Here is a 7,224-nt window from a genome sequence, read left to right on the forward strand (position 1 = left end):
CGCCTCGTTATTATTCGATTGGTTAACACTCATTAATCATGATAGATGATTTGGTATTTTCCAAGTAAATAGACGTTCTTTTTCACTAGATGAGGTCACGCGTGCCCAGTATTGCCCCGGGCCTAATAAGGCCCCAACATGTGGTGAAATGGACGGGGGGGCAGAATCTTTACTGTAGGCCGCCGGAATGAACAGGGGGTTAAGGCTTAGTTCAAGTAACCAGTCACCATTCTGATCGGCAGGTAACTCAAAAGATGGTGGCGATGCACATGCGCCAAGATTGAGCAGGTTTTGGTTAATAGGCCGGGTTGGCCAAGATTGTTCCAATTTCAGTCGACATCGGTCGGTAAACCAAGTATGTGGGAAATGTTTCTCCAAGTAACGGCGGCGCGAGTCCGGCACAAAACGGTTTTTGCCGGGATCATTGCGCCACTCATGAACTACTCTAGCCCGTGGATCAATAAGTAGCTGGAAACCGGCAGCTAGAAGTCTCCTGCATAGGTCAGTATCTTCGTAATACATGAAAAAACTAGGATCAAATAATCCCCCTGACTCATTGATAGCCTGCCGAGATAATAGCATATGCCCGCCAGACAGCATCCGTTGAGAGACTGGATTGGCTGCATATAAACACTGAAGCGCCCACTTTCTGAAGCTCTTTGACAGCCTACGACCTATAGGCGGCACCCTCTCTCCTAATGAGAGCATCCATTCCCAGGTTGGGCTTTGCATTTGACCAGGTGGCAAGAGGAAGGTTGCGGCTTGATCCCATTGCGCTACTGGTGAAACTGCACCAGCATGAGGATGGCACTGAAGTGTTTCAATCAATTTCTCAAGACAACCGGGCAAGACGATGGCATCAGGGTTCAACAAAAATATCCATTCGCCGTGAGAATAATTCAACGCTAGATTACAGGCACGTCCAAATCCCAAATTACTTTGTGCGACGATCAGCTTTACTCCTCGAGGTAGGATCGCTAATAAACTCATCGCTTCCACTGCGTCGTCGCTGTTTTCTACCACGATTATCTGAGCCGAAGGTAGATCCGACAATACGCTTCTAATAGCCCTAACTGTAAGGGCGAAACTAAAATAGTTTACAATTAATACAGAAACCACAATGAGTTGATCCTGTGTTGCGGCCGTGTAATAAATCTACTTTGCACGAAGAGATGCTGAAGCGTATTTAGTAGTGGTCTCACTTGATTAATCAATTTCTCACATATTTTTAGTACGCGGATTCAATTTCGAAGTACAACGTCTAATGGTGATTTGGTGTAGCGAACTGTCCTTCCGTAGAATACTTCAAACGGGGTGCTAAATCCAAGCACTTTGCGTGGTCGATGGTTGAGTCTATCCACCGCCCATTCCACTTGTTCCTGGGTAACCTCAACCTAATTCCATCCCCTTGGGTAAGTACTGTCGCAGTAGCCCATTGCTGTTTTCATTCAAGCCACGCTTCCATGAATGGTAGGGATGGGCGAAATAAACATCCGTATCGAGTCTCGCCGCGTTGGTTTGATGCTCCGCAAATTCTTTCCCGTTGTCGGATGTCATGGTGTAGCACTTGCCTTTTTGTGTGGGCGCAGTAGCCGCGTTACTGCCGACGTCACCCGACGCATGTTTGTCGGGAACTTGGGCTGCCAGAATGTAGCGCGACTTCCTTTCGGCCAAAGTGACCAATGCACCTAATGAGTCAAAGCGGTCAAGATAATTGACGCGAGACAGGAGCAGAAAAAATGTCTTTTGCTGAACAATTTTATGCTCTGGAAGCTGCGCCTTATGGCTTTAACAAAAATCAGTTTTCTTTGCGAGAAAACAAATGATTTAAGGGGTGCTACTATCTGTTTTATAAACTTAAATTTATACCGATCTTTTCTTTCTGGGTTTGTTCGATAATAATATCGGCTGCTTTTTTTCCTGCGATAAATGCATGATCTGAATTATAATATTCCCATTCACTATATCTTCCCGCAAGAATGATTCCTTTATCCATTAGCCATTCTCTGATTAACCTAATATTATTAGCTCTTGAATGATCATATACTACATAGGCATAAGGCATATCCACGATATTTGCCGTTATGATCGTATCATCTGAAGTTAATAACCCCACTTTAATACAATCATTTACACACTTATCAATTAATTCCTGACCTTTGTGCAATAGAGGATGAGTAGTTGAATATGATATTTCACAGGTAAGGCCAAAACCCCCTACCGGATTACAGTGAGGACTTGCATTTCCTTGCACGAAAATACGATGAAATATAGTTTCTTCCGGATAATATATCCAATGTTTATCTGTGATATTTTCACGCCCTATTCCTAAATTTACACAACAAACAGAAACATGACGCAAATTTGCCGCAGAGTTATGAATAAAAGGCGGCGCTTCAGAGCCAATACAATTAATTAATTGAGGCAACGGCATGGTGCTGATTATGTTGTCGTATTGGATTTGTCGTCCATTATTAAGTCTCACGAAACGCTTTTCAGGTGAAACTTGGATTACTTCGGTATTGGTTTTAACCGAACCTTTAATAAAGGGTAGAAAGCCAGACATAAGCGCTTGGAATCCTCCTTTTAAAGGATATCCAAAACGAGCATTCGGTCCCATAGGCCTTGCAACTGGTTCGAGGGCTCCCTCAATAATTTCTTCCAGATTAGGTAGAGGCACACGGTCACCTAACCATGAAGTTTCCATCTCAGATAATGGGACTTTCCACAATTTAGTGTTATAAGGAATAGCAAAATGTTTCGCTATTCCTGCGCCCCATATTTTATGAATGAAATCTTCAAAGTTTTCTGCCTTGCTAGCTTTTTGATCATTATGCGGGATAGTATTATTTGTAAATGCAACAACTCCATCAGCACAGCAATCTTTTGTATCGTCCATTTTGTCAATAAAAAGACAATTATTGGATAAAGTGTCATTTTTTAATTTTTTTTCTATACCGTAAGAAGCTTCGATTGCACCTACGATACATTCTCTAATTACATCAGTTGGCAAACCATACAACGCTCCTTGAAAAGGGTAGCGTGTATGAACCCCTTTACTAAATATCCAAGCTTCGCGGTTTTGCCAATGTACATTATCTCCTAACAAAATTTTATAAAGCTCTTGCACATATTGATCATTGGAAAACATAATGTGACCCGCATAATCAAATGTAAATCCTTTATCATTAATGGAGCGACACCAGCCTCCTACGGTGGAATTCTTTTCTATCACTAATGTGTCTTCATCAAGATGATAGGCTGCACTGAGGCCCGTTGGTCCTGCCCCAATTATGATATTTTTACGTACTTCACTCTCAAATAGATTCGAAATCTTTACAGATTCGGACTTAAAATCCAACGAATTAAAAAGTGACGAATTTTTATTATTATTTGCGAATTCAATTAATTCATACATCTTCTCCGCAGTTTTATTCCACGAAGAATCCTCTATAATTTTTCTCGTCTTGTCTGTATTTCTTCTAAATTCTGAGAGGGGCTGAGTTAATGCTTCTTCACATGCTTCAATAAAATCTGAAGTTGAAAGCGTAATTGCTACTTCTTCACCATATAATTCACTAACATCGTTAATTGCCGTACTAACTATGGGCAATTCTGCTGCCATATATTCCAGGGTTTTAGTTGGGCTAATAAATTGAGTAGATTCATTGAGGGCAAAAGGTAATAAGCAAACATCCCACCCCGCTAAGAATTGAGGTAATGCTTTATATGGCTGTTGCCCAAAATAATGAATGTTAGAATGACGAGGCAAAAGTTCGGGGTTAATTTTTATAACAGGACCCACCAGAATTATTTGCCATTCCGGATGGGAATCAGCGATACAAGCGATAAGCTCAAAATCCATACGTTCATCTATGACGCCATAATAACCAAGCCGCGGATAAGGAATATGATCATGCAATGGATGATTATTATTACGATCTCTCGCTTGTTCGAAATGTACTGAATCAACACTACTGGGGAAACAATGAACGTTCGGATGACGTTTTTGTTTAGCTCTAAAAAGACTGGGTCCCCCAGTGAAAACAAGATCAGTAACATTGAATAATTCATTTTCTCTTTGAATAATCTCTGTAGGTGAATTTTTGAAAGCTGCAAGCTCATCCATACAATCATATATTACCAACATTGGGTTTAAATCATTTAATAAAGGTAAGGCCATGGGTGTGTAGAACCAAGCTAAATGTGCTTCGTCAGTAAGTTTCAATTGACTTATCAGCTCTCTTAAATAGGGTAATTGCTCATCATCAAAACCCTGTCCTGAAGAAATCGTGAAAGGTTTCAGAACAGTAACTCCCGGAACAGGAAGAGATTGTTGAATGTAATTATCATTTGTCGATGACCATATAGGTTCTTCAATAAAAATTATTTTGTAATGCTCCGCCAATCTAGTTAAGAGATGTTGAGGACGTTGATAAACGAAATCCCACCGAAGATGGGAAAAAACAATAATGGTAGTCATGCAAGATCCTTTAAGCTGAGAGTTTGAATTAAATTGGTGGAAATTTTGTAGAAAATGCTTTGTTAAACGTTGAGCATCGTAAAAGCCAGTGAGGTACGGTTCAGAAATGACACGGTCATAATGTTTGCTGTTATCTTCCTGAATATTTATTTCCCATAAGCCGCTTTTATGCCAATGTAGTGGATTATCCCAATCTGGGCGATCTATAATTGGATATAAGCAGATTCCATGAAAATCCACATTTTTCTGCTGAGCCAAAATTGCTTGCTGGGCTACTTCTCGTATCCATGCTCCCCTTCCACTTCCTACATGACTCGTCTCTGTCAGTAATAAAGGACGCTGATAACGTTCAAAGATCTCTATTAATAACTTACTTAATGGAATTCGCCTGGGATGTTCTAAATGCCACCAAAGCGGATCGCCTTCCATTTCCCATTGATTGCTGTGGTAATAGTTAACCCCGATGAGGTCAAGAAAATAAGGTTTCCCCCCTAACTCAGGATCTTTAGTTCCACATAGCATATCCCAAGAATCAAACTGTGCTTGTCGCTGAATTAGCGCAGAATCTACAAGATGTTTACTGTCGAATGGGGCGATAACATGTATAAGAGGATCACTATGAATAATGCGTGCGGAAGAATCGATCTGCCAAATCGCCTCACAACCTTTCAGGGCAGCCCGTATGAGCTGACGCTTTAATTCGTTGGAGGTATTATTTTCTAAATTTTTGCAAGCAAAATAGCCATTATTTATCGCCCAGCATAAAAAAGAAATCTCATTAATAGGTGAATAAATAGAAGGGGTATCTGAATAAGATTTTAGAAATTTAACTAAATTTTTGCAGTAAGCTGCAAATCGATCTACAAATGTTGGGGTAAATATATTAATATCTTCTGGGATGCCATAATGGCACAAGGTCCATATAACTTGGATGCCTAATTCATTAGCAGCACGGGCTCTCGATTCGATTATGGAGAAATCAAACTGACCATTTCTATCAACAAGCCTCCATCCGATACTCTCCCGTACAGTTTTAATATCTAATTTCTTTAATAATGAGTAATCGTGATAAGCATATTCATTGTGACGGGTCAATTCATTCATCGAAAGAGGTTGGCCCATGTTATTAATATGATCCGCTCCTTCATACCCAGCTTGCCAGTATGAAAAAAATAAATTTCTGTTATCATTTTTCATAAATGCAGATTAATAGATCAATTTCCACCGTTTTTTTTGATACGAAGTTTGTTGTAGCTCAGCCATAATCAATTGTTGAGACTGGCGGTTATCGGCATTTGAGAGAACTGGTAGAATTACATAAGTAGTTATACAACTTCGAAAGAAATGCCTGAGTACCTGTCACCTTCATTTGTCATGCCGTGTTTTTTAAGAAGATTAATGTGTTTTGAAATTTTTATCTGTACGCAGACACACATGTTATAAGTAGAGGTTTATATGGCTATGTAACAATTAATTATTGCTTTGTTTGTCCAACGTGCATTGAAAATCGTATTGCTGTGATATCTAAGTTAGGAGAAATTGGTGACCCTGCTGCTATTCCAGCCTTAACTAAGTTATTTAATGATAGTTGGCCCGTTGTTTCATTCTGGGCAAAAGATGCTGTAATAAAATTAGAGCAGTAGGAGCATTCGAGGCCCTCGATGCCCTCAACATTTTCAATGATGATAAAAAAAACATCGAAAGAATAGTTCCTCATTTAGGGGTTGTAAGCGCGTTGCGGCCTGGCAAGGCTGCATAAACTAGCGGGTGCGAATCCCGCCTAGGTAATCGCTAGCCACGAGCCTGGTATAGATTCATGCTGGCATATCGGTAACGATGTGCTTGATGCGTAGGCACAAAAGGAAGCGAGGCACAAAGGTAACAGGTGATGCTGACCTTGAAGGAAGCAGTCCCGAAATAACCGCATTTGATATGGCCGATAGTGTGGACTTACTAGCAGGCAACAGTTGTCAATGCGTTTAGGCAAGCAATGACAAACCTCCCGGGATCTTAGTCCGTATCGAGCTTTACATTGAGTTTGTGTAGTAACCAGGGGGATCCGATGGTCGGCGCATCAGCGCACCTCTTGCCAAGCTTAACAAGCAAGAAAGGAGGCGGAGGCCATCGGAAGTCGGAGATGCCCATAGTAGCGATGAAGTCTGGTAATTCGGATGGAGCCAAGGGGCGTCGGTTTGAGATATTGAGTAACGGGATACATGACCCCACACCGAGCGGACTTTGATCAAGACAACGCAACTTACTCGTTTCACAACGCTCACCACTGTGGATGACTCAAGCTGGGAGCCGGATGGAGTAACGCTCCAAGTCCGGTTCTGCGAGGGCGGCAGCGCGTATCAGGAAACTGAGATCGTTGCCGCTACTCTCCTAACCGGCTGAATTTGCCCAGCAGCCCAGAAAACAGGCTTATAAGCTGGAATCCTTGGGATTTTTGACGTAATGTGCTTAATGGTCTTGCTCACGAAAATTAATAAAACTGTAGGTTACAAGCATAATCGACCTTGCTAGTCTTGTACTACTCAGTAGCGACGCAATCAACGGACAGGGGAATTACCCTGCCGCAAATGGCAGGCGCGCACAAGTTTTCGGGCTGCAAAGACTCTATGCGTGCTAAATCGGCCAACTTCTCGGGCACATCTTTGTGTTCTGCTAGGCTACGGGACATTTTCGCCGGTTTGAGCGCAGAACTCCTAAGATCAAATCAATGTCTAAATCTCGATGAG

Annotated in this window: 7 protein-coding genes; 3 read left to right on the forward strand and 4 right to left on the reverse strand. The window is 41.5% G+C overall.

Annotated features, from left to right (window positions below; translation table 11 throughout):
- Positions 1–36 precede the first annotated feature (36 nt).
- From C7H79_RS15955 to C7H79_RS15965, 3 genes are all read right to left on the reverse strand, one after another.
- Positions 37–1,119 carry a glycosyltransferase family 2 protein gene (locus C7H79_RS15955; RefSeq protein WP_172592479.1) on the reverse strand — a complete coding sequence of 361 codons (1,083 nt, stop codon included), beginning with the start codon at positions 1,117–1,119 and terminating at the stop codon, positions 37–39.
- A 270-nt stretch (positions 1,120–1,389) separates the two neighbouring features.
- Positions 1,390–1,674 (reverse strand): IS30 family transposase, encoded by a 285-nt coding sequence (locus tag C7H79_RS15960; protein ID WP_172592480.1) that lies wholly within the window; start codon positions 1,672–1,674, stop codon positions 1,390–1,392.
- Between the two features lie 175 nt (positions 1,675–1,849).
- Entirely contained in the window at positions 1,850–5,680 is a 3,831-nt protein-coding gene (locus C7H79_RS15965) for an FAD-dependent oxidoreductase (protein WP_106708249.1), read from the reverse strand.
- 320 nt (positions 5,681–6,000) lie between these two features.
- Here C7H79_RS15965 and C7H79_RS19585 point away from each other — a divergent pair, with 320 nt between their 5' ends.
- From C7H79_RS19585 to C7H79_RS18135, 3 genes are all read left to right on the forward strand, one after another.
- Positions 6,001–6,126 carry a hypothetical protein gene (locus tag C7H79_RS19585; protein WP_374058026.1) on the forward strand — a complete coding sequence of 42 codons (126 nt, stop codon included), beginning with the start codon at positions 6,001–6,003 and terminating at the stop codon, positions 6,124–6,126.
- Positions 6,127–6,545: 419 nt separating this feature from the next.
- Positions 6,546–6,725, forward strand: a complete 180-nt coding sequence (locus C7H79_RS15975) for a hypothetical protein (RefSeq protein ID WP_106708251.1) — start codon at positions 6,546–6,548, stop codon at positions 6,723–6,725.
- Positions 6,722–6,880 carry a hypothetical protein gene (locus C7H79_RS18135; protein ID WP_172592481.1) on the forward strand — a complete coding sequence of 53 codons (159 nt, stop codon included), beginning with the start codon at positions 6,722–6,724 and terminating at the stop codon, positions 6,878–6,880. Before C7H79_RS15975 ends, C7H79_RS18135 begins: the two co-directional genes overlap by 4 nt.
- Before the next feature lie 136 nt (positions 6,881–7,016).
- Here the strand turns inward: C7H79_RS18135 and C7H79_RS18140 are convergent, their stop codons facing one another.
- On the reverse strand, positions 7,017–7,166 hold the full coding sequence (locus C7H79_RS18140; RefSeq protein WP_172592482.1) for a hypothetical protein: 150 nt from the start codon (positions 7,164–7,166) through the stop codon (positions 7,017–7,019).
- Positions 7,167–7,224 lie beyond the last annotated feature (58 nt).

It is taken from the genome of Nitrosomonas supralitoralis (assembly GCF_003011925.2).
Classification (GTDB): Bacteria; Pseudomonadota; Gammaproteobacteria; order Burkholderiales; family Nitrosomonadaceae; genus Nitrosomonas; species Nitrosomonas supralitoralis.